Raw genomic sequence first — 21013 nt, 5'->3', positions numbered from 1 at the left:
GTCAATTGTACGTACCAATTGCTTGCCAACGTCCCAACACGGACCGGACATATTGCGGTGTTTCACCGTTGCTGGGAATGCCGCGTGATCGGGAGACGGCACCTGGGCCCGCATTGTAACCAGCCAAGGCCAGGTGGACCGCGTCGAACCGGTCCAACATATCGCGAAGATACCGGGCGCCACCGTCGATCGATGCAAGAGGGTCATGACGGTTCCGGACGCCCAGTTCGCGCGCCGTGGCCGGCATAAGCTGCGCCAGCCCGGCAGCACCGGCTGGACTCACAGCCATCGGATTAAAGCGGGATTCAGCCCAGATAAGAGCACGAAGCAGGTTGGTCGGAAGCCCGTAACGGCGCTCAGCCTCGGCTATCGCCGCCATATACAGGCTTTCCCGATAGGATATGTTTGCTGGCTCGGCCTGGTAGATTGCAGGAAGATATTGCCTTGCCGGCTGCTGGTCCGTCTTCGGCGGAACGACCGCGTGTTCGAACAAGGTGAAATCCTGGGCGCGAACTTGCTGTGAGGAGGTCGCGATCATCCCCAGACAGGCGACCGCTATCGCGGTCAGACGATTGAGGGAGGTCATCTCGATTGGTGCTCCATTGATTCGAATCCCAAGAGAACATAGATAGAACATGTGCCTGTAGGAAAGCGGCGAACGCCTGCCTTTGGGAGAGGAGAGGAACGCTGATGAGGGGGCCACTTTGCACGCTGAGGAGCTCGCATGTCCCTGTCTGTCCAAACTCATCCCAACCGGTCGCTTGCCGGGACCGCCCGTCGCATTTGCGAATCGCGAGGGGGCAAATGGTCCGGCACAAAGGGCATGGCCTGTTGCCCCGCGCATGATGACCGCACGCCGTCACTCGGTGTGTCGCTCGGCCGACAGGCCATCCTTTTCCATTGCTTTGCGGGATGCGATCAGCAGAGCGTATTGTCTGCATTGGCGCGTGAAGGTTTCGAGGCACCGGCGCTTTTTTCAGGTTCTGCGACCACCAACGAACCCGAATCGACCAGCACCCGCAAACCCTCGGCGGTAGCGCTGAGGATCTGGCGCGATGCACAGCCACTGCGTGCCAGTCCGGTAAAGGCATATCTTGAAAGCCGCGGCATCCTCGCCGCATCTCCGGCGCTCCGCTTCCATCCACGAACGCCGCTTGGCCCGAAAGGACGGGCCCGCTTTCTGCCCGCCATGATCGCGGCAGTCAGCCTCGACGAGGGCCCGATCGCCATCCACCGCACGTTCCTGTCTACCGAGGCTTCAGGCAAGGCCGCTTTCGAAAAGCCGAAACGCGCGCTCGGCGCGCTCGGTGAAGCTGCCGTTCGTCTCTTCGCTCCAGTTTCCGGCAAGCTTGGCCTTGCCGAGGGGGTCGAGAGCGCGATGTCGGCCTATGCTCTCACCGGCATTCCCGTCTGGGCAACCCTGGGCAATGAGCGCTTCGGTCTCGTCAGCGTGCCTGAGAGCGTGGTCGCTACGGCTATCGCCGGATCACGGCGCTGCTGCGCAATGAAAGTTGGTTGGTGAACGCCAAGCGGGTCGAGCGGATCTGGCGCCGTGAAGGGCTCAAGGTTCCGCAGAGACAGCCAAAGCGCGGGCGTCTGTGGTTCAACGATGGATCATGCGTGAGGCTGCGTCCGCAATATAGTGGCCATGTGTGGAGCTACGACTTCGTCATGGATCGCACCCATGACGGCAAGGCCTTCCGCATGCTTACCGTGATCGACGAGTACAGCCGCCAGTGCCTGGCGATCCATGTCCAGCGCAAGCTCAAGAGCGATGATGTCCTGGCCGTGCTGACCGAGCTGTTCCAACGCCATGGTCCGCCTGATCACATCCGTAGCGATAATGGCGCTGAGTTCACTTCTCATGCCGTGCGCGACTGGCTCTGGCGGATTGGTGTGAAGACTCTCTACATCGAACCCGGATCACCATGGGAGAATGGCTACAACGAATCCTTCAACGGCAAGCTCAGGGATGAGCTTCTCAACGGGGAGATCTTCTACACTCTGAAGGAGGCAATCATCCTGATCGAGCGCTGGCGTATCCACTACAACACCGTCCGGCCACACTCTTCGCTGGGCTACCAGCCGCCGGCCCCACAAACGATCTTGCCTCGTCCTGCCATGCTGCCTTACGCTGCGCTCCAGGCCGCCCAGCAGGGCGACCCCAACCGCCGGAACTCTAACTTAACCGGTGGACCACCCTGATGGGGCAGGTCAGCAGCATGGTGGCGGCAGGCACCGCTTCGGCAGGTTTCTGTTCGGTCATTTCCACTCTTCTCCCTTGATGTAGCCAATATCGGTGCCGGGCGGCCGTGGTCTAAGCGTTCATTGTGTGTGGTCTTATCAGTTCCATCTAGGAATGAGTGCTATTCCCGCGAAAGCCAGAACAATTCCTGCCAGTAACAACGATTGGTCGGCCAGCAATGCGGCAGAGATGATCAACGCTGCCACCACCGGACCCTTGACGGGGGTGCTGCGGTCCTCTTCCCGCGTCAGATGGTTCAGACTGGCTGGGTCGATGGATACCTGAATCGTACCTGATCGAGCGACCGAGGCAACGTTATCGATTAGCTCGGGCAGCGATGCCGAGAAATCAAGCAGGCCACTGCGGACCTTGGCCAAATGATCCCGCGCGGCTCCGATCGAAAATCGCTCGGCAAACAATTGCATCACGATCGGCTTCGTTTCTTCGGCGATATTGTAGTCCGGCGCCAAAGAGCGAACGAAGCCCTCTGCGGTCAGCAGGGTGCGCAGCAAAATAGCGAGGTCGGGCGGCAATACGAGGCGATAATCGCGCAACAATCCGAAAACCCGATCGAAAATTGCCGCGAATTCTATCCCGGCAAGAGCTGTGCCGCTAAATTCCGCGATCAGCTCATCCAGGTCCATCACCAATTGCGCGCGATCCACGAGTGGATTGCCTGCCCAGTCGAGCAGCAGATCGGCCACCTTGTCTATCTGTCCGTTCGCGATAGCGAAAATCAGTCGGACGATTTCCTGACGCCGCGCGCCGCTGAGAAAGCCGACCGAGCCGAAATCGATGAAGCCTACCTGGTTCCCTTCCATCCAGAAGACGTTGCCGGGATGCGGGTCGCCATGAAACTCTCCATTGAGAAGGATCATCCGTAGCACTGCATCGGCATAGCGCTTCGCGAACTGGGCATTCCCTGCCGGATCAGTTGCCGGGTGCCGCGACGCGGGCTTTCCGCCCAGGGCTTCCTGCACATTGATCGTCAAGCCTGTGAGTTCCCAGTGGATCGCGGGCGTCTTCACCCCAAGCATCTCCAGATAACCGCCAATCCTTTCACAGGCACGTGCTTCTGCCGCCAGGTCCATCTCCCGCGCTAAATTCTTGGCGAATGTCTGAAGGAATTCCACGGGTCGATAGCGAGCAATGTCGCTTGACCGACGCTCGGCGAGGCCCGCGAGCCGTGTCAACAGCCTCATGTCCGCCTCGATCCTGGACGCCATGCCGGGTCGGCGGATTTTCACGATAGTCTCGCTTCCGTCCAGCAGGGTTGCGACATAAGTCTGCGCGATAGAGGCTGAGGCGATCGGGTTTCTCTCGAAAGCGGCGAATTCACGTTCCCAGTCGCTGCCCCAAGCCGATACAATCACCGGTTCGATCTTATCGAACGGCAGCGGTTCCACCTGGTCGTGGAGAGTGCCGAACGCGGAAATCCAGGGTTGTGTAAACAGATCGCTTCTGGTCGCCAGGAGCTGGCCAAGCTTTATTCCGACAGGGCCGACATCGCGCAACAGCGCCACCACCGATGCAGGACGCAAGTCCTCGGTATCTGGCTCATTCTCCGAAACCGGCATAAAGCCAAGCAAGCTTCCGAGATTTTTCAGACCGTGCCGGGCGAAAATCTGACCGAGTTCTGCTAGCCGCGTCAGTTCACCGACACTGTTTTCCAGATCATGCTTCATCGGCTTTCTTCGCAAGTGTCAGCCTGCTTCTGATTCTCCGCAACTTTTCGAAGCATCGTACGCAGGAGGTCGATTTGAGGCGCAGACATTCCCTTCCAGAGAATTTCGTGGAGTCGATCAGCCGCTTCGCGCAGTTCCGGCCAGATGGTTCTTACTTGCTCGGTGAGGTGGAGGTTCCAAACCCTTCGATCGTGCGCCGCCCGCTCTCGCTCGATCAAACCTTTTTCAACCAAAACTGCGACAGCCTGTCCTATCGTCGCCGATTCAAGCTCGAGCAGGCGAGAAATCTCGGTCTGTGTTAGCGTAGGTTCTCGCAACAAGGACGCGATGATCCGCCATTGTGTTTGATTGAGGTCGAGCCCCACGATCAGAGCGTCGAAGGTCCGCCGAGCGGTCCTGTTCACCTCTTCTAGCAAATAAAGGATGTCATCCTTTTCGTTGGGGGCGTAATCACGTATCTCATCTTTCGGCATATGCTTATCCATAGCGCTATCTTGGAAGGCTCGCGCATGCCTGGCGTGTTCAAGCTCAGCGTCAACCATATTCGCTAGCAGTGCCGCCATGCAAACACTCGCTGATTTCACGCTACAGCAGAAACTGAATCCGATGGTCGCTCAAGCTGATAAGGAACCGAACTGCGCTGGGTGAGTGCGGGGGCTCCGGCCACCTCGCCTGCCACGACTGCCGGGATGTTATGATCGCATGCGCTCGGCGTCCCTCATCTGAGCATCAGACCCCCTGAAGGGCAAACGCGGGCGTGAACGCGGGGCATGGGCTCGATTTCGAGTGATTATGGCTCGCTGCCCAGATTGTCATGCATCCTAGCCAGCGATCCGCGTAAGCGCTCCAGTTCCCCAAAACGGATCCCCCCGAGCAAGCGAGCATACATTGCATCAGCTTCTACTCGCATCTTGGGAAGTAGCTCGATTGCGGCAGGGCGTAAATGAACCCGCCAAACGCGCCTGTCGTTCTTCGCGCCTGCGTCTTTCCACCAGCTCAAGTTCTTCCAGGCGATCAATAGTCTGGCCGATGCTAGCGCGCTCTAGCTTCAGTTCCCGAGCCAGCTCTGTCTGGGTCATGCCTGGGCTCCGAAAGATAAGCCAATATACTCCATTGCGTCCGCGTGAGCCCGAATTGTTCAACCGAAGAATCGGCGGTCCTGCGCAAACGCCGGGTCACTTCCTCCATAAGAAAGAACAGCCGATCGGTATCGGTGAGGGAACTTGCCCCCCTTTGTATCCGCGTCATAGCCCGTCATGGCAGCCATCTAGGGCAACCTACCATAGCGGATCAGGAAATAAAGCCGTTTACTGTAAATCGATTTACAATATGAGGTTGCGGTATGCAGTCGCAAACTTTCCATATCGGGGGAAATGGTGGCATCTCCATAGCAGCCGAAGCGACCGGAAATGCCGATGCTTTACCGGTCTTGCTCGCGCATGGGGGCGGCCAGACCCGTCACGCATGGAAACGTGTCACAGCCGATCTCGCCAATGCGGGATTTCGTCCGATCGCAATTGATATGCGCGGTCATGGCGACAGCGAATGGTCTGCCGAGGGCGCTTACGAAACGCGCGACTTCGCTTCAGATCTCGTTGCGATCGCTTCAAAAATGGACCGCAAGCCAGCGCTCGTCGGGGCCTCCCTTGGCGGGTTGGCCGGACTGATCGCCGAAGGACACCTTGCGCCGGGCCGCTTCGCGTCGCTCACTCTCGTCGACATCGCGCCGCGTATGGAGACGGGGGGCGTTATGCGCGTAGTCGGCTTTATGGAGGAGCACGTGGAGACCGGTTTCTCTTCACCGGACGAAGCGGCAGAGGTCATCGCGCGCTACATGCCACATCGCCGCAAGCGCGGAGCCGGCAAGGGCTTACGGCGCTATCTGCGAGAGAAGGAAGACGGCCGCTACTACTGGCATTGGGATCCGGCCTTTATCCGCAACATCACACTAGCCAAGCGAAGCGATCCGGCTCATCAGGAACGCCAGTTTGATGCGCTGAACGATGCAGCCAGCAGGCTTTCGCTGCCATTGCATATTATTCGCGGCGGATCGAGCGATCTGGTTTCCGAAGACGCGGTCGCGCAATTGCTCGAACTTGTTCCACACGCTGAATACACCGACATCGCAGAGGCAACACATATGGTGGTTGGCGATGCCAACGATGCCTTTTCGGCAGCGATACTCGATTTTCTCAAGCGTAATCACAGTCCGCAGGGAGCCGTTACATGACCGATAATCTGACAAGGATCGATCCTAAGCGCCTCGAAGAGATCCTGCAGATTGCCCCGTTTCACCGGTGGCTTGGCCTCACTTTACGGTCATGCTCGAACGAGCAGCTTGAACTGGAGATGCCTTGGCGCGACGAGATCGTGTCAAACCCGGCAATCGGTTCAGCGCATGGCGGCGTGCTCGCCTCTCTGATCGATTTAACCGGGCTCTACACCTTATTGTCGCAAGGTACAGGGGCCAAGGCGACCGCCGATCTGAGGGTCGACTACCACCGCCCGGCAACCTCGGGACCACTCGTAGCATCGGGCAAAATAATCAAGATCGGTAAAAATATCTCGGTCGCTGAAACACGTGTATACGGTCCTACTGGCAACCTTTTGGCTAGCGGCCGCGGTGCCTACGTATGCTAACAGCGTTATCCTAATGGAACTAACTGCAGGGCGAAAATTAGCAGGTCTGTTCCTCGAAGACCTGCAAAATAGTCCCACGACTTTCAGAGCGAATTGCGTCGCGATAGCCGCCTTCCAATGAGTGACGTGACCCCCTGATCTTCCCCCCAGCCGGGATTAGAGCCGAGCTGCGTTGATGCGTATGAGCGCGGTTGAAGCAATGGGCTGCGCAGCGGAGCCCGTAGGGCGTGGCGAAGCAGGCCATTGCTTATCTAGTTCGGCGGCGAACGCCGCCGGTGTCGCGTAGCCAAGGGATGAGGGCGGTCTCTCTCGGTTGTAGTCTTCCACCTGACCTGCCCCATCAGGGTGGTCCACCGGTTAAGTTAGAGTTCCGGCGGTTGGGGTCGCCCTGCTGGGCGGCCTGGAGCGCAGCGTAAGGCAGCATGGCAGGACGAGGCAAGATTGTTTGTGGGGCCGGCGGCTGGTAGCCCAGCGAAGAGGGATTCATGCAGCGAACACCGCTGCCGGCCTCTCCCTATCACATCATCGACGATATTGAGCACACGGAACTTTTGTTCGGACGCCACCTAGTCGTGAGCAAATAAAAGTTCGAAAAAGAGGGCTCGACACAGCGAAGCGCCGAACCCTCTTGCAATTAGCGAGTAAGTTTAAAACTTGCCGCGCACGGTGATGCCGTAAGTCCGCGGTTCCGCAAGAAAAGCGGAGAACGTTTGTTGCGGAGCCACGAAAGGCGTGTTGAAGGCCACCTGCGTATACCCAACGTCAAACAAATTATTGACCCATCCCTCGATCGCGAAGCGATCCGCAATATTGGTCAGACCCACACGCCCGTTCACTACGACGAAGCTGTCCTGTTCCTTGCTGAAGAGCAGGTCGGAGCCGGTGTTGTAATCACCAGCCATACGAGCGTTCACGAAGACCAGGCCTTCGAGCCCACTGTCGCCGATTGGCGGCGTCCACGTAAGCGACGATGTTGCCACGATCTCTGGTGCATTCGACAGGTTGTCGCCTGGCAGCAAGCGTAGTGCGGGGTCGAGCGGTGCCCCGGTATCGTCCCCGATAAGATTGTCTTCAAAGCTCGTATCAGAATAGGTGACGCCAAGGGTAATATCCAAATCACGAGCGGGCCGTAGATAGGTTTCGATCTCGACACCTTGAGCGATCACACCTGGTGCAACTTCATCGGAAGAGCATGCACCGGTTGTCGCGCTTGCGTCTCTGTCGGCCCCGCCGAGATCGCTATCGCAACTATTGACCGTCTGCACAATGTAGAACGCCCCATTGAACGTGTTCAACTGGAAGTTACTGAACTCTTGCCGGAAGCCTGCAATGCTAACCCCGAACTCGCGTGTCGAGTATTTGAGGCCGATCTCATATGCATCGACTGTTTCTTCATCGAACTGCAGCGCGGCTGCCGAGATATTGGCCGGATCGAACGCAAGCGGATTTGACAGTGCAGACCTGTCGAGGTTGAAACCGCCCGCCTTGTAGCCGCGTGAATACGAACCGTAGACTAGCAGATCGGGAGTTGGCTTCCAGCTCAGGATAGCCGTGCCGGTAAACTCCTCTTCTTCGCGCGAGTCTTCGAGAGAAACTCCATCGAGCTCCGATGTCGAATTGCCTTGGCAGGAAAGGCTGATGATACCACCGGCCAGAGGTGCCAAAGTCGGAACACCCAGAAAGCCTCCGAGCAGATTGCGGTTTGTCGGACAAACCGTGTTGTCGTTGCGGAAAGTTGCGTCGAAGTCCTTGGTTTCGTTTGTATAACGAAGCCCCAGCGTCAAATCGAGCGTATCCGTGATCGCAAAGATATTATGCGTGAAGAACGCGAAGTTCTCACTCGTCTGATTGTAGACCTCGCTGACCGTTCCCAAATCGCTGATGCTTGCAAGGTTGTTGATACCTGCGAGGATCGCCGGGGTTGCAGCGCCGAATGCCGGGCTTCCGGTCAGCGTACCGTCCAATGCCGCCACGTTGGCACCCAGGCAATTGGAAGCCCCCGGATTGACCAAAGCCGGGTTGATCGCGATAGCGATGCGGCACGCTACGAAATTGCCGTACTGGGTGCCGAACCGCAGATTGTCACGCACCTGCAGTTCTTCATTGGCGTAATACGCGCCGATCAACCAATCGAGTTTGCCATCGAAGGCCTCACCGGTAAGGCGCAGTTCCTGAGTGAATGTTTCAAAGTCTCGAGCAAGAGCATTCTCGGTCGGAGCGCGGTAGAGAATATCGACAGTAGTGTAATCGGTGTCAGATCCCTGGCTGTTGGCATATTCACGGTAGCCCGTGATAGACGTCAACGTGACGTTCCCGAAATCCCAATTGATCTCAGCCGAAATACCGTAGTCTTCGGTTTCGCCTTCATAGCTTCTGCCCGGCGTAGGGTACAGGTCGCGGTTGAATGTATCCTGGGTGAGGGCACGCGGATCCTGCCCAAGCGCAAGCAACACGGGAACGATCGGATTTGCGGTACTCGTCAGGGCGGCCCCATCCGATGGCCTCGTAAAGGGATCAAATCCAGCGCTGATCCGTGCAAGCGGAGCAAACTCGGGCTGGACGAACGTCGCGGCACAGCACGCTTCGTCCTTTTTGGAATAATCCCCGACAAGGCGAATGGACAGGTCGTCATTGGGTTCGAACAGGAGCTGACCGCGGACCAGATAACGATCGCGATTGTTGATCGTCCCGCCGTTGGTAATATCGTTGTAGAAGCCGTCGCGCTCAAAATACACGCCGTCCACACGCGCAGCTACGGTGTCGCCAAGCGGAGCGTTTATGCCACCTTCGACGCGGATCGCATCATAGTTGCCATAAGTGAAGGCCCCGTATGCGCTGAAATCGAACTCGGGCGGTGCGGTGTAGATATTGATCAGGCCTGCCGATGAGTTCCGCCCGCCCAGAGTACCTTGGGGACCGCGAAGGATTTCGACCCTGTCGATAGGGCCGAGCTCACTCAGGGCGCTTCCCGAACGAGAGCGATAGACTCCATCGACAAAAACCGCGACCGAACTTTCCAGACCAGGGTTGTCGCCGACCGTGCCGATACCGCGAATACGCGCGGAACCGTTAGCTTCGTTGCCGGTGGAAGACACCAGCAGGGACGGTGCAACCTGGTTCAGCTCACGTATGTCGCTGGCGCCCGAATTCTGGAGGGTTTCTCCGGAAACAGCTGACACGGCGACTGGAACATCCGCCAAGACCTGCGATCGCCCTTGCGCGGTAACAATGATTACGTTTTGGTCTTCGACATCGGCCCCTTCAACCAGATCCGCATCGGGTTCGCCAACATCCTGGGCGAAGGCGGCTGTCGGTGTGAAGGCAAGTGCCGCTGCCAATGCACCAAGGGCGCAATGGTGGCGTGATGGAAATCTTTTCATGTGCCTCTCCTCTAAGAATGTGCCCCATCCTAGGCACTAGTCGATGTTAGAAACGATGCCGATAAGCGCGTTTCATTTCAAGACTTGGTAGATGAATTGACGGATTATTTCACATTGTCGACAAGCATGTGGCAAAAATGCCATGCAGGTCACTACATGCAGGTTTCTAGTAGCCAGAAAGCTTGGAAAATCGGTCCTTTAACCAGCTCGACGAACCGAAGCTCTGCTCCAGCACGCGGGCGCGCTTGAGATAGAAGCCGACGTCGTACTCATCGGTCATGCCGATCCCGCCGTGCAGCTGGATGCCCTCGTTTGCCATGGTGTGCATAACGCGGTTGGCTTCCGCCTTGGCGATGGTCGCCGCGCGCGCCACGCCGAAGCCGGCATCGACGGCTTGCAGGCCCGCCTCGACCGCGCTGCGCATCTGGGCGAGATCGGCGAAGAGGTCCGCCATGCGGTGTTGCAGCGCCTGGAAGCTCGCCAGCACCTGGTTGAACTGCACGCGCTGCTTCAGATAGTCGAGCGTGTCGTCGAACACTTGCTGCGCCATGCCGAGCATTTCGGCTGCGGTGAGCACGCGCGCGCGGTCGAGCACGTCATCGAGCAGGTTGTCGCCGCCATTGGCGAGCTTCTCCGCCGCCGCGCCGTCGAAGGTGACGTCGGCATGGCTGCGCTGGTCGGTCAGCTTGCGGGTGGTGAGCGCGACGCCGTCGCCTTTCTCGACCAGGTAAAGCCCGTCCTTCGCCGCGACGACGAACAGGTCCGCACCATGCGCTTCATGGACGAAGGCCTTGGTGCCGCTCAGCTTGCCGTCGGACACACTGGTCTCGATCTTCGCAGGATCGTGGCTCGGCCCTTCGTCGACGGCGAGGGTGGCGATGGCCTCGCCGCTCGCCAGCCTGGGCAGCCACCTGGCCTTCTGCTCGTCGCTGCCGCCAAGAACGATCGCCGAGGCGGCGACGGTGTTCATCACCAGCGGGCTGGCGGTGAGCGTCTTGCCGAGTTCCTCGACGACGAGGCCCGCGGACAGGAAGCCGAAGTCCGACCCGCCATGCTCTTCGGGGATGATGACCCCGGCCCAGCCCATCTGCGCCATCGTCGCATAGGCGTCGCGGTTGAAGGCTTCGGGCTCGCCGCTGGCGCGGACCTTGCGGAATTCGGTGACCGGGCTTTCGTTGACGGTCCATTCGCGCGCCATATCTCGCAGCATTTCCTGTTCTTCGTTGAGAACGGCCATTGTCCTTGCTCCCCTCTCTTACTGGTGGTCGAGCATGCCGAGCACGCGCTTGGCGATGATGTTGTTCTGGATTTCGGTCGAGCCGCCATAGATGGTGGTCGCCTTGCCGAAGAGCCACGCGCGCACGGCCCCGAGCTCGCCGTCCGAAAAGCCGTCGCCTTCCCAGCCGAGGCCCTGCAACCCGCGGATTTCGATCAGCAATTCGCTGCGTTCCTGGCTCAGCTTGGTGCCGAGCTTCTTGAGCACAGAGCTGATTTCGGAGACGCCGCCAGCTGCCTTGCTCTCTTCCATCGCGCGGCGCGCGGTGAGCAGGAAGCTGTTCCAGCGGATTTCGAAATCAGCGATCTTGTCGCGCAGCACCGCATCGGCGAGTTCGCCGTCGGCGCCCGTCGGCTGGTACTTCTTGGCGATATCGCCAAGGCTCTGGCCCATGAGTCGGGCGAGGCTGCCGCCGCCCGAGATGTTGGTGCGCTCGTGCTGCAGAAGGCGCTTGCCGATGGTCCAGCCCTGGCCTTCCTCGCCGACGAGGTTTTCCTTCGGGACCTTCACGTCGGTGAAAAAGGTTTCGCAGAACGGGCTGGTCCCGCTGATCATGGTGATCGGGCGGACTTCGACGCCGGGCGTGTCCATGTCGATCAGCATGAAGCTGATGCCCTTGTGCTTGTCGCTCTTGTCGGTTCGTACAATTGCAAAGCACTTGTCGGCCCATTGGCCGCCGCTGGTCCAGGTCTTCTGGCCGTTGACAAGGTAGTGGTCGCCCTTGTCCTCGGCAAAGGTCTGGAGGTTCGCGAGGTCAGAGCCGGCATTGGGTTCCGAATAGCCCTGGCACCAGCGGATTTCGCCGCGGCAGATCGGCGGAATATGCTCCTGCTTCTGTGCCTCGTTGCCGTATTCGAGCAGCGTCGGGCCGAACATCATGACGCCCATGCCGCCGATCGGGTTGTAGGCACCCGCCTTGGCGAATTCCTGGTCGATGATCTTGGCCTGCGCCTTGGTGAGGCCGCCGCCGCCGTATTCCTTCGGCCAGGTGGGGGTGCCCCAGCCGCGCGCGCCCACGGCTTCGCGCCACTTGGTCTGCGCCGGCGTTTCATTGGTGGGGCCGTCCACGCCGGCCAGCGCGTTCGACTGGCCCTTGAGTTCGGCGGGAAAATTGTCCGCCAGAAACTGCTGCACTTCCGCGCGGAAGGCGTCTTCGTCGGTCTGGGTTGCGGGCTCGATTTGTGTGGCCATGGGTGTTTTCTCGAAGAATCAAGGAAAGACAGATAAGAATGTAGGCTACGGGGACGAGGATCCCTCCGTCAGTATTGTTGTTCGGGTAGGTGAAGAACCAATCCATCCAGCATCGGCTTCATCGGAATCTGACAGGCAAGGCGACTGTATTCAGTGGTGCCTTCGGCGAACTGCAAGAGGTCGGCCTCCATTCCATCATGCATAAGCCGACCCACCTTGTCGATCCATTCGGGATCGACATGCACATGACAGGTCGCGCAAGCACATACCCCTCCGCAATCGCCATCGATACCCGGCACGTCATTGTATAGCGCCGCTTCCCTGGCTGTCTCGCCTTCTTCTATTTCGACCTCCCGTCGCTCACCATCGCTAGCCACGAACGTAATTTTGATCATCTTGAACTCCGCATTTCGATCTCGAGAGTCAGCGGGCGCGGAGCCGCACCGGCAGCCTGGTGATTCCGCGGACGAGGTTTGAAAAAAGACGCTCTGGTTCACCTGTAACCTCGACCCGGGAAAAGCGCTTGTGAATTTCTTCCCAGATGATCCGCAGCTGCAGTTCCGCGAGCCGGTTTCCCATGCAGCGGTGAATGCCATAGCCGAATGAGAGGTGATGGCGCGGATTTTTGCGGTCGATGATGAACTGGTCCGCGCGCTCGATAGCACTCTCGTCGCGGTTGCCTGACAGGTACCACATCACCACCTTGTCGCCCTTCTTGATCTGTTTGCCGCCGATCTCCCAATCTTCCAGCGCGGTGCGGCGCATATGAGTGAGGGGGGTCTGCCAACGGATGATTTCCGGAACCATTTTGCTAATGAGCGAAGGATCCGCGTCGAGTTTCGCGTACTCGTCCGGGCTTTGGTTCAAGGCGAGCACGCCGCCGCTGATGGAATTGCGTGTTGTGTCGTTTCCACCGACGATCAGCAGCATAAGATTGCCGAGAAACTCGAGGAACGGCATGTCGCGCGTGGCGGGAGAATGAGCCATCATCGAGATGAGGTCGTTCTTCGGCTCCTCGTTTATCCGTTCGTCCCACAGAGTCTTGAAATACATCGCGCAACCGATGAGTTCTTCGCGCCGCGCCTCGTAGGATTCGACGATCCCGGTTTCAGGTGCCGCAGTTGCTACATCGGACCAGCGCGTCAGCTTGCGCCGCTCCTCCCAAGGGAAATCAAACAAGGTTGCCAGCGTCATCGTCGTCAACTCGATCGCAACCTTATCCACCCAGTCGAAATCTTCGCCAATCGGGAGTTCATCGAGAATCTCTCCCGCGCGCTTGCGGATGATCGGCTCGAGCAGTTGCAGGTTGGACGGAGCCACTGCCGGAGTCACCGCCTTGCGCTGCTGATCGTGCTTGGGCGGGTCCATCGCTATGAACATTTCAAGTTCGAGCGCGCCTTCCACCGAATGCATGTCCTGGATTGCAATTCCGCCTAGCTTCGCTTCCGAAGAGAAGACCTTATGATTGGTGTCCAGCGCCATGATGTCGTCGAACTTGGTAATGGACCAGTAAGGGCCGACATAGCTCTCGCGGCAGTAGTGGACAGGTTCTTCGGCGCGCAACCTGTCAAAAAATAGACCGATGGTATCGTTCTGAAACAGGCTTGGCCGGGCCACGTCGATTTCCTCGATCGGAATTGACGCGATCCTCGCCGCGGCATCCGGCTCGGCGATCTGGCTGTCCATAAGAACTATTCCTTCTACATCTCAGGCCTGATCGGCCTTCAGTCATCCTTAAGGGAGACATCTCGTGCAGTCAATAAATCGTATACTCTTTTAGTCCCTTGCAGACACCAATCCCATCGGATAGTGTGCCGATCCAACGAAGGTTTGCTAATATCCTTATACTTTTTATTCGAGAGGTGCGGGTGTGCTGATGAGTGGCGGATGTCAGCGGTGAAGAAGGCCAAGCGTGCCCTTTCTCTTGCGCAAAGCATCGTGCGGGACATCGAGGCGGGTCGCCATAACCCGGGTGACAGGCTTCCGCGCGAGGATGAAATGCTCGCGCGTTACGAGGTTGCGCGCGCAACTTTGCGGGAGGCTTTGCGGTTCCTGGAATTGCAAGGGGTCATCCATCTCCAGCTCGGCCGTGGTGGAGGTCCCGTCGTAGCCCGTCCGCAGACCGGCGATTTTGCAAGCAGTTTGTCATTGATTCTGCATTTCATGGAAGCCGATTTGCGTGGTTTGCTTGAATTGCGCGAAGCAATTGCTCCCGATGTCGCAGGGTATGCAGCCCAGCGTGCAACTACCGCTGATCTCAGCGCGTTGGCAGGGTGTCTGGCGGAATTGAGGCATCATGAAGCCTCTGATCAATTCGAGGAACTTAATCGCAGATTTCACGACTTGTTGGGTTGGGCGAGCGGCAATCCGCTGTTCGGTTTGCTGACCTCTGCGATGCATCTGTTGACCCGCGAGTTTTCCCATTCGCTGGGATATTCGGCACAGGAACGGGCGGTGCAGATGAAGTTTCTGGTGCGGGTGCTCGAGGCAGTGCGGACTGGCGACAGCGCCGCGGCCCGTCAAGCAATGAGCCGGTTGGTGGCCGGCTCTGCCGTCTATCTTTCGGAGCGCAGCCCCGAGCTGGTCTCGCAGCGGGTGCGGTGGGGGCAGCTGTAGAATTTTCAATAGTTTGAGTGTGCGTTTAGGCAAGTGGCTGGAGAGGAAGAATGGCGTTGAAGAGCCGAATATGCGAAATGCTGGGGATCCGGTACCCGATCCTGCTTGCCGGGATGGGCGGAGCGAGCGTTCCGGCGCTGGCGGCTGCGGTTTCGAATGCCGGCGGGCTCGGGGTCCTGGGTGCCGCGGCGTGTTCGCCCGATCAGTTGCGTGACTGGATTCGCCAGACCCGGGAATTGACCGACAAACCTTTCGGTGTCGATACGCTGCTCCCCGCGTCGGTCAGGCGCGGCTCTGCCCCTCAAAGCGGTGCTGCACCCCAAAATCCCATGGATCTGATGGGTGAATATCAGCAGTTCGCGCGCGACTTCATGGATCGTGAAGAGCTTCCGGAGGTCGATGCTGCCGCCGCCATGCGGGCGGCGGGCGCGCCTGAAATGGGCAAGGGCGGCCCGCAGTTGTTCTCGAAGGAATTCTTTGAGGCGCAGATGGAAGTGGTGATCGAGGAAAAGGTGCCGGTTTATGCTGCCGGCCTTGGCAATCCTGAACCGTGGATGGATCGGCTCCATGCCAATGGCACCAAGGTCATGGCGGTGATCGGCAAGGTCAAGCACGCCGAACAGGTCGTCGGGTCGGGCATCGACATGATCGTCGCGCAAGGGCACGATGGCGGAGGTCACAACTCGCCGATCGGGACTATTTCCTTGATTCCCCAGGTGGTCGACGCCGTTGGCGATCGTGTTCCTGTCCTTGGGGCCGGCGGTATCTCGGATGGCCGGGGTGTTGCCGCTGCGATGATGCTGGGGGCAGAGGGCGCGTGGGTCGGCACGGCATTTCTCGCGACCGAGGAAGCGGGCATCGAGCGCTTCCAGAAAGAGGCGATCACCGAAAGCGGCGATGCCGATACGGTCGTTAGTCGATCGCTTACCGGCAAACCGGCGCGCATGATCCGTAACAAATGGGCCGACGCCTGGGTGCAGGCCGGAAAGGAGCCTCTGCCGATGCCCTATCAGTCGATGATCTCCGGCCCGGTCATGGCCTCCGGGATCAAGGCAGAGCGCAAGGATGTCATCCCCGGCTTCGCGGGGCAAGGCATCGGCCTGATCGATTCGATCCGGCCTGCCGCCGAAGTGATGCGCGACCTGGTCGATGGAGCCGAGAAGGCGTTGGCGTCCGCTGGTATCTACAAGTGAAGCGCAGGAGGCAAGAAGATGGCTTACGCCAAAGGTCATGAATTGCGCCGCCCCGTAGAGCCTCTCAGAGCGCTGGGGCAATGAGGCAGTTGATTGCCGACAAGGAGGATACGGCGCAGGTGTTCCGTATCGTCAAGGCATTGTCGGGCAATTCCTATTATCGGAATTTCAATCGCTTCATGAAGTCGAGCGATGGGCGGCGTATCGCTTCCGACCGGGCCGACCTACTTGAAACCTTGTGCGATCGCAAACGCCTTGCGACCTGTGCGTCTGGCACGCTTGGCCGAGCCTACCTCGATTTTGTTTACGGGGAGGGTCTGACAGCAGAAGGTCTGGCGGAAGCCAGCGAGGCCGGAGGTCTGGAGGACCTCGGCGACCCCGATGTTTCCCTCTATCGTCGGCGCCTTCGCGATTCGCATGACCTGTTTCATGACGTCGCCGGATACGGCAGGGACGCACTGGGCGAATTGTGCGTGCTGTCCTTCGGAAACGCGCAATTCTATAATCACGGGATCGCTTTCATCTTGGGCGTCGGCATTCCCAAGATGAAACTGGAAGCTGCCCAGTTGCCAGTGGCGCGCGCTGCATTTGAAGCGTGGCGCCGGGGCCGGGCTGCAGCCGATCTGACCACCTTCTACTGGGAAGAAAATCTCGATCGTCCGTTGGAGGATGTCCGCCGCGAGTTGCGACTGCGTCCGCCGGAGACCTATCAGAGGGTGCGCGCTCTTTCCGAACAGCTCGAACGCGATTACCAGGCGGTCAGGCAGGCATGAGCTTAAGCGACAAATCGGCCATCACCGGAGTGGGCGAAACCGCTTTCGTGAAAGGCACCGAGAAAACCGCGGTCGACATGATGCTGGAAGCATCGCGCAAAGCCATAGCAGATGCAGGGCTGAAGCCGTCGGATATCGACGGCATGGTTCCTCCGCCGATCTACACCACCTCGGAAGAGATGGCGGCTAACCTCGGTATCGAAGTTCTGCGCTATGCCTCTACGGTCCACATGGGCGGGGCGAGCCCTACCACGGCACTCCAGAACGCCGCGATGGCAATTGCCAGCGGCTTATGCGACCATGTGCTGGTGACGCTCGGGTGGAACGGTTATTCCGCCTTGCGGCCCAAGCCTGGCGCACCGCCGACGCGGCCGATGAACATGAACACCCTGACGAATACGATCCAAGGCTATTACATTCCGTATGGCGTGTTCCTGCCGGTGCAGATGTATGCCTGGCTCGCCACCCGGCACTCCCGAATTTACGATATCGGCCCGGAAGCGATGGCGGCCGTTGCACTGGCGTGCCGTCGCCATGCGCAGATGAATCCGCAGGCCTTCACTTATGGCCGGGAACTGGATGCCGAAACCTACCATTCCGCGCGCTGGATATCCGAACCCTTTCGCCTCTACGATTGCTGTCTGGAGACTGACGGGGCATGCGCAGTCGTGGTTTCGCGAATAGACCGCGCCAGGGACATGCCGCATGTTCCCGTGAGCATCGCCGGTGCGGCTGAAGGGCATCCTTACCCCGCCGACGATATCCCTTCGCGTCCCGACCCCTTCAAGATCGGCCTGAGCTACGCCGCGCCGCGCGCGTTCGAAATGGCGGGGGTCGATCGCGAAGACATGGATTTTCTGCAGATCTACGACTGCTTCACCTACGTGGTTCTCCTTCAGCTGGAGGCCCTGGGCTATTGCGAACCAGGTGGACAGGCAGAGTTCGTCGCGAATGGCCAGATCGAGCTGGGCGGGCGCTATCCCGTCAACACCCATGGCGGCCTGCTGAGCGAGGCCCATGTTTGGGGACTGAACCATGTCGTCGAGGCGGTGCGTCAGTTGCGCCACGATTGTGGGGAGCGGCAGGTCGAAGGCGCCCAGACCGGCCTGGTGACCGGCTGGGGCGATCTGGGTGACGGCAGTATAGCGATTTTGAGGAGGTTTGCGTGAGCGACGAGAAAGATCTGCCGCCCAAGATGCGCCCCTCGGCGCAGGCCGCACCAGCCAAGCCAAAGCCGCGCCCGCAGGATCCGGTGGAGCAGGAATTCTGGAACCGGTGTCAGGACGGCAACCTTTACTTCCAGCAGTGCGAAGGATGCGGCAGTTTTCGGCATTTGCCGCGCTATATGTGCGCCCGATGCGGTTCTCCTGAATGGTCGTGGGAGCGTAGCACCGGCAATGGCACGCTGTTTTCCTGGACGGTGACCCATCAGGCACTGCATCCCGCCTTCGCCGGCGAGATTCCCTTCATCGCTGCGGTGGTGGAACTGGAGGAGGGAGTGCGCATGGCAACCCGGCTGGTCGATTGCGCGCTCGACGAGCTTGAGCTCGATCTGCCGGTCACGCTGGATTTCGAGCCGATCTCCGAAGATTTTCGCCTGCCAGTATTCCGACCCGTCGCGATCGCGCGCGCAGAAGGATAGACCAAGATGGATCTCGACTACGGACCCCAGTATGACGCGTTTCGCGAGGAAGTGCGCCAGTTCCTGCAAACCCACGGTCACCGCGCACCCGATGGCCAAGGCCGTGCCGCGCGCCCTTCCCCCGAAGCCGTCGAATGGCAAAAGCTGTTGATCCTGCATGGTTACACGGCGCGTACGATTCCCAAGGAATACGGCGGATACGGAGCCGAGCCGGACATCCTGAAATCGCGGATCATTGCCGAGGAATTTTCGCGCGCTGGCATCCCCGCAGGCCTTGCGAACCAGGGCATTTCCATGCTCGTTCCCACGCTGCTGGAACTCGGAACCGAAGCCCAGAAACGGCAATGGATCGAGCCGACCCTAAATGGCGAGATAGTCTGGTGTCAGGGATATTCGGAACCTGGAGCGGGATCGGACCTCGCCGCGCTCAAGACCAGCGCCCGCGTCGAAAATGGCGACTTTGTCATCAACGGACAGAAGATCTGGACCAGCACGGCCAAGCAGGCGGACATGATCTTTTGCCTTGTTCGGACCGAACCGGACGCGCCCAAGCACGGCGGCATCTCCTACTTGATCTTCTCGATGGACACACCAGGGATCGAGGTCCGACCACTCAAGACCATGACCGGTCATGCCGAGTTCAATGAAACGTTCTTTACCGACGTGCGGGTTCCCCTGGATCAGATCGTCGGGCAGCGCGGGCAGGGGTGGTACGTGGCCAATGCCACACTGGGCCATGAACGTGGCATGCTGGGCGACCCCGATGCACTGGAAAACCGGCTCCAGGCGCTGGTCAGGCTGATGCAAAAAGAACGCATCGGCCAGGGTTGCGCAATGGACAACGCCGTTCTGCGTGACCGGCTGGTTGCATTGCAAGCCGAAGTCGCGGCGATGAAATTCAACGGCATGCGCATCCTGTCGAACAGCCTTAGGGGGGATGCCGGCGGCATGGCGAAACTTGTCGTGAAGCTGCAGAGCTGTGAGCTCGCCCATCAGATTTCCGCGCTCGCGATCGACGCAATGGGCGAGATGGGCATACTCTATCACGGAAGCGAGCGCGAGCGCGAAGACGGTGCCTGGCAGTGGAACTACATGTTCCAGCTTGGTCTGATCATCGGTGGAGGCACCGCCCAGATCCAGAAGAACATCATCGCCGAACGCGGGCTGGAAATGCCGCGCGAACCCAAGTTCGCAACGCCTCCCGCCGTCGAACAGGCGACGGCCGTTGCAAGCGGGCAGAATAAGGGAGCCGCCTGATGGATTTCGGACTTTCGCAAGACCAAGAGATGCTCTGCGACGCGATCAGCCGCACTCTTGCTGATACTTGTCCGCTCGATCATGTGCGCGAATGCGCGGAGGGCTCGGTTCCCTTCAGCGACAACGTGCGTTCGGCGCTGGGCGAAATCGGCATTTGGGGAATGATGGTTCCCGAGCAACATGACGGGCTCGGGATGACAATGCTCGATGCCGCCGCTGTGGCCGAGCAGCTCGGCTATGCCGTCGCGCCGGTGCCTTTTATCGGTGCCCATGTACTGGCACCCCTTGCGCTGGCACAGGGCGGTAGCGAGGAGTTGAAGGCGCACTGGCTGCCGAGGATAGCGAAGGGCGAGGCGCAAATCGCCGTCGCGATCGCGGAAACGGTGGAGATCCGGGACCGGGCAGGCGTGGACTTCGACGGCGCAAAGCTCGACGGAACGGCTTTGTTCGCGCTCGACTTCCTGGAAGCCGACGCGTTTCTGGTAGCCGATACCGCCGGTCGTATGCACTTCGTAGCTGGCGATGCTGCGGGTCTGGAGAAGGTTGCTCTCAAAACGATCGACCGCACCCGGAGCGTAGGGGAGCTGCGGTTTTCTGGCGTAGCGGGCGAGGCTCTCGCGGACGATGGTGGGGCCACAGTCAGGCGCCTGCGGGACGCCGGCCGGGTGCTCCTGGCCGCCGATAGCCTCGGTGCGGGCCAGGCTATGATCGAAAAAGCGGTCGACTATGCCGGGCAGCGCGAACAGTTCGGACGAGTGATCGGCAGCTTCCAGGCGGTCAAGCATATGTGCGCGGAAATGGCTGCCCGCCATGAACCATGCCGTTCGCTGGTCTGGTATGCCGCCCATGCGTTCGATGCGACGCCCGACGAGGCTTCGCTGGTGGCATGCCATGCCAAATCACATACGGGCGAAGTCCACCGTTTTGTCGCCCGAACCTCAACCGAGGTGCATGGGGGGATGGGTTTTACCGATCTCCTAGGTCTGCATTTCTGGTTCAAGCGAATCGGTTTCGACCGCCAGGTTCTGGGAAGTCCCGAAGCGGTCCGGGCCGAAGCAGCGGCCTTGCAGGGGTGGACGCAGGTCGCATGAGACGATGAATTAGGCGCACGCTAC

19 protein-coding genes and 2 pseudogenes are annotated in these 21013 nt (G+C 59.5%); 11 read left to right on the top strand and 10 right to left on the bottom strand.

The window, feature by feature from the left end:
* Position 1: 1 nt before the first annotated feature.
* A complete protein-coding gene (locus tag HUV48_RS09380) occupies positions 2-586 on the bottom strand; it encodes a lytic transglycosylase domain-containing protein (RefSeq protein WP_176267528.1) in 585 nt (194 codons plus the stop codon).
* A 237-nt stretch (positions 587-823) separates the two neighbouring features.
* Between HUV48_RS09380 and HUV48_RS14680 the strand changes: the two genes are divergently transcribed.
* Positions 824-1522: a DUF7146 domain-containing protein gene (locus HUV48_RS14680; protein WP_176267527.1), complete on the top strand. Its 699-nt coding sequence runs from the start codon at positions 824-826 to the stop codon at positions 1520-1522.
* A pseudogene (locus tag HUV48_RS09370) lies at positions 1465-2205 on the top strand (IS3 family transposase); the annotation flags it as partial. The gene HUV48_RS14680 and the pseudogene HUV48_RS09370, both read left to right, overlap by 58 nt.
* Positions 2206-2343: 138 nt before the next feature.
* On the opposite strand, the gene HUV48_RS09365 reads toward HUV48_RS09370, so the two are convergent.
* From HUV48_RS09365 to HUV48_RS14370, 3 genes are all read right to left on the bottom strand, one after another.
* The gene (locus HUV48_RS09365) at positions 2344-3930 is read right to left on the bottom strand and encodes an ABC1 kinase family protein (protein ID WP_006834199.1); all 1587 of its coding nucleotides are present in this window, start codon (positions 3928-3930) and stop codon (positions 2344-2346) included.
* Positions 3927-4493 carry a MarR family winged helix-turn-helix transcriptional regulator gene (locus tag HUV48_RS09360; protein WP_006834198.1) on the bottom strand — a complete coding sequence of 189 codons (567 nt, stop codon included), beginning with the start codon at positions 4491-4493 and terminating at the stop codon, positions 3927-3929. Before HUV48_RS09360 ends, HUV48_RS09365 begins: the two co-directional genes overlap by 4 nt.
* 330 nt (positions 4494-4823) lie before the next feature.
* Positions 4824-5009: a MarR family transcriptional regulator gene (locus HUV48_RS14370; protein WP_228135198.1), complete on the bottom strand. Its 186-nt coding sequence runs from the start codon at positions 5007-5009 to the stop codon at positions 4824-4826.
* Between the two features lie 263 nt (positions 5010-5272).
* Here HUV48_RS14370 and HUV48_RS09350 point away from each other — a divergent pair, with 263 nt between their 5' ends.
* A complete protein-coding gene (locus HUV48_RS09350; RefSeq protein WP_006834196.1) occupies positions 5273-6160 on the top strand; it encodes an alpha/beta fold hydrolase in 888 nt (295 codons plus the stop codon).
* Positions 6157-6570, top strand: coding sequence for a hotdog fold thioesterase (locus tag HUV48_RS09345; RefSeq protein ID WP_006834195.1), 414 nt, complete (start codon positions 6157-6159; stop codon positions 6568-6570). Before HUV48_RS09350 ends, HUV48_RS09345 begins: the two co-directional genes overlap by 4 nt.
* 156 nt (positions 6571-6726) lie before the next feature.
* Here HUV48_RS09345 and HUV48_RS09340 read toward each other — a convergent pair.
* From HUV48_RS09340 to HUV48_RS09315, 6 genes and pseudogenes are all read right to left on the bottom strand, one after another.
* A pseudogene (locus tag HUV48_RS09340) lies at positions 6727-6906 on the bottom strand (IS3 family transposase); the annotation flags it as partial.
* A 311-nt stretch (positions 6907-7217) separates the two neighbouring features.
* Complete coding sequence (locus HUV48_RS09335) at positions 7218-9950, bottom strand: TonB-dependent receptor (protein WP_063506921.1); 2733 nt, start codon at positions 9948-9950, stop codon at positions 7218-7220.
* Between the two features lie 166 nt (positions 9951-10116).
* Positions 10117-11187, bottom strand: a complete 1071-nt coding sequence (locus tag HUV48_RS09330; RefSeq protein ID WP_006834193.1) for an acyl-CoA dehydrogenase family protein — start codon at positions 11185-11187, stop codon at positions 10117-10119.
* Between the two features lie 18 nt (positions 11188-11205).
* Positions 11206-12417, bottom strand: coding sequence for an acyl-CoA dehydrogenase family protein (locus tag HUV48_RS09325; protein ID WP_006834192.1), 1212 nt, complete (start codon positions 12415-12417; stop codon positions 11206-11208).
* Positions 12418-12485: 68 nt separating this feature from the next.
* Positions 12486-12812, bottom strand: a complete 327-nt coding sequence (locus HUV48_RS09320; RefSeq protein ID WP_006834191.1) for a 2Fe-2S iron-sulfur cluster-binding protein — start codon at positions 12810-12812, stop codon at positions 12486-12488.
* Between the two features lie 28 nt (positions 12813-12840).
* The gene (locus tag HUV48_RS09315) at positions 12841-14103 is read right to left on the bottom strand and encodes a cytochrome P450 (RefSeq protein WP_176267526.1); all 1263 of its coding nucleotides are present in this window, start codon (positions 14101-14103) and stop codon (positions 12841-12843) included.
* Positions 14104-14304: 201 nt separating this feature from the next.
* On the opposite strand from HUV48_RS09315, the gene HUV48_RS09310 reads away from it, so the two are divergent.
* The 7 genes from HUV48_RS09310 (at position 14305) to HUV48_RS09280 (ending at position 20989) form a co-directional block, all read left to right on the top strand.
* Entirely contained in the window at positions 14305-15033 is a 729-nt protein-coding gene (locus HUV48_RS09310) for a FadR/GntR family transcriptional regulator (protein WP_006834189.1), read from the top strand.
* 50 nt (positions 15034-15083) lie between these two features.
* Complete coding sequence (locus tag HUV48_RS09305; RefSeq protein WP_006834188.1) at positions 15084-16226, top strand: NAD(P)H-dependent flavin oxidoreductase; 1143 nt, start codon at positions 15084-15086, stop codon at positions 16224-16226.
* Between the two features lie 80 nt (positions 16227-16306).
* On the top strand, positions 16307-16999 hold the full coding sequence (locus tag HUV48_RS09300; protein ID WP_006834187.1) for a Coq4 family protein: 693 nt from the start codon (positions 16307-16309) through the stop codon (positions 16997-16999).
* Positions 16996-18168, top strand: a complete 1173-nt coding sequence (locus HUV48_RS09295) for a thiolase C-terminal domain-containing protein (protein WP_006834186.1) — start codon at positions 16996-16998, stop codon at positions 18166-18168. The genes HUV48_RS09300 and HUV48_RS09295 overlap by 4 nt, the downstream gene beginning before the upstream one ends.
* Positions 18165-18641, top strand: a complete 477-nt coding sequence (locus HUV48_RS09290; protein ID WP_006834185.1) for a Zn-ribbon domain-containing OB-fold protein — start codon at positions 18165-18167, stop codon at positions 18639-18641. Before HUV48_RS09295 ends, HUV48_RS09290 begins: the two co-directional genes overlap by 4 nt.
* Before the next feature lie 6 nt (positions 18642-18647).
* Entirely contained in the window at positions 18648-19898 is a 1251-nt protein-coding gene (locus HUV48_RS09285) for an acyl-CoA dehydrogenase family protein (RefSeq protein ID WP_063506922.1), read from the top strand.
* Positions 19898-20989 (top strand): acyl-CoA dehydrogenase family protein, encoded by a 1092-nt coding sequence (locus tag HUV48_RS09280; RefSeq protein WP_050599567.1) that lies wholly within the window; start codon positions 19898-19900, stop codon positions 20987-20989. The genes HUV48_RS09285 and HUV48_RS09280 overlap by 1 nt, the downstream gene beginning before the upstream one ends.
* The last annotated feature ends 24 nt before the right edge of the window (positions 20990-21013 follow it).

Origin of the sequence: Qipengyuania atrilutea (assembly GCF_013370205.1) — a bacterium.
Taxonomy (GTDB): domain Bacteria; phylum Pseudomonadota; class Alphaproteobacteria; order Sphingomonadales; family Sphingomonadaceae; genus Actirhodobacter; species Actirhodobacter atriluteus.
This window is presented reverse-complemented; position numbering and strand designations above follow the sequence as displayed.